We start from the raw sequence: 1700 nt of genomic DNA, 5'->3' as shown, positions 1-1700 counted from the left end.
TACAACCGGTTCCTTCCCGTGCTGGTCGCCCAGACCCAGTTCCTGCCCAGCAGCACCGGCGCGGACCCGGCCCTGCTGGACCGCCTGGCGGTGGACCTGCGCGCGCGTCTGGCCGCCGGTGCCCGCCTCGGGCAACTCGGCCTCACCCGTTGGCCCGCTAGCCGCCAGGTGAGGCGAGTTAGACAACCCAGGTCCCCAGCACCCCCCCCCAGTTGGGAGCCTTTTTGAAGCTCCCAACCTGGCGGCTAACCCGCCTAACTCGCCTAACTTTTCTAACTCTCCGCAGGCCAGACCCCACGCGGGCCGGTCTAACCCCGAAGTTAGAAATCTAACCCGCCCGACCAGATCTAACTCCCGATCTAACCCGCATCTAACTCGACGCGCCCAAGGGTGCGGCGACCCCGCACGCCCAAAAACGGCACGCACAGTAACCACCTGATCTGCGGGTGGGAACAGGGCAAGCTCACGGTCTCGCAGACCTACCGGGAGCTGCTGGCCACGGTCTACGGCACCACGCCGGAAGCGCTGGGCCTGGCCGAGGTGTGGTCGCGGAACTTCCCGATTGTGACGTGGGAGGAGATCCGGCGCGGTGTGCACCCGAACAGGGGGCCCAGCCCTCGCGACCCGGTCATCGGCGGCCAGCTCGGCGTGAGCTTCGACCGGGACGGGGTGGCGTGATGACCACGTTGAGTTGTGACGTGGGAGGAGATCCGGCGCGGTGTGCACCCGAACAGGGGGCCCAGCCCTCGCGACCCGGTCATCGGCGGCCAGCTCGGCGTGAGCTTCGACCAGGACGGGGTGGCGTGATGACCACGTTGAGCCTGCACGGGGCGACAACGCTGCTGTACGCCGCGCCGGTCCCGACCGAGCTGCTGTCCCAGCTGCCGTTGGACAACCTGGCCGCCTACGTCGCCACGATGGCCGCCGACCTGGCGGCCAGGGACCGGGAACGGCTGGAGCAGGGATTGGCGGCGGCGGTCGAGCGCGGCGGGCCGTGGTTCGAGCGTGACCGCTACGAGCTGGCCCGGTCCCTCGCGAGGGCCGTCCAGGTCGAGCCCGAGGCGTCCGGGTCGAGCTGAGCCCGGACCCCGGATTCGAAGGTTTCCCGGCCGGTGGTGCCAGTCCCGCCGCCCCGTGTCGCACGGGGTTTGAACACCGCCACCGGCCGGGTTCCCAACCGATCAGCGGACCGTTTCGGAACCGCCGGGAACAGCACAAACCAGCTCCCAACCCCCGGGTTGGGAGCAATCCCGGAACCAGGTTCCCGGCCGCCGGGAAGAAGGGTTCTCCACCCCTTCTCACCTGCATGGGAAGAACCCCGAGAAGCGGCACCGGAGAAGCACCGAGAACCCGCCGAGAACCCCTCTCCCGACCGAGCCGATCGACCGGGCGACCGAGCCGACCAGCCGGGACGCCGCAGCCGACCGGGCGACCGAGCCGGTGACCTGCATGAGTCGACCCCGACTCGACCGGAGTCGGCCCTGCCGAGTCGAGGTCGACTCGGGCTTGTAAAAGCCCTGTTCGCTGATCCGCGAACAGCACAAACACCACCCGCGAATTTCCCGAGTGACATCGGAGCCGAAAGCCCATGAGTAAGCCCGAAACACCGCCCGACACGGCGGGCGAACAGCGGCGACGGCTGCACCTGGTCCCCGACTCCACCCAGCAGCCGACGAGGGAAGCCGCGGGGCCAGTGCCGG

The 1700-nt window shown here is 69.2% G+C and carries 3 protein-coding genes; 2 read left to right on the top strand and 1 reads right to left on the bottom strand.

What is annotated here, in order from left to right:
* Window positions 1–186, bottom strand: a 186-nt coding sequence (locus tag SSPN_RS61335) for a hypothetical protein (RefSeq protein WP_237710998.1), incomplete at its 3' end; no start/stop codon positions are given.
* Window positions 187–390: 204 nt separating this feature from the next.
* On the opposite strand from SSPN_RS61335, the gene SSPN_RS48425 reads away from it, so the two are divergent.
* Together SSPN_RS48425 and SSPN_RS0141600 are read left to right on the top strand one after the other, a co-directional pair.
* The gene (locus SSPN_RS48425; protein ID WP_010316648.1) at window positions 391–678 is read left to right on the top strand and encodes a hypothetical protein; all 288 of its coding nucleotides are present in this window, start codon (window positions 391–393) and stop codon (window positions 676–678) included.
* A 128-nt stretch (window positions 679–806) separates the two neighbouring features.
* Window positions 807–1079 (top strand): hypothetical protein, encoded by a 273-nt coding sequence (locus SSPN_RS0141600; RefSeq protein ID WP_010316645.1) that lies wholly within the window; start codon window positions 807–809, stop codon window positions 1077–1079.
* The last annotated feature ends 621 nt before the right edge of the window (window positions 1080–1700 follow it).

This window comes from Saccharopolyspora spinosa NRRL 18395 (assembly GCF_000194155.1).
Taxonomy (GTDB): domain Bacteria; phylum Actinomycetota; class Actinomycetes; order Mycobacteriales; family Pseudonocardiaceae; genus Saccharopolyspora; species Saccharopolyspora spinosa.
Note: the sequence above shows the minus strand (reverse complement) of the source record. Positions and strands in the feature narration are given on the sequence as shown.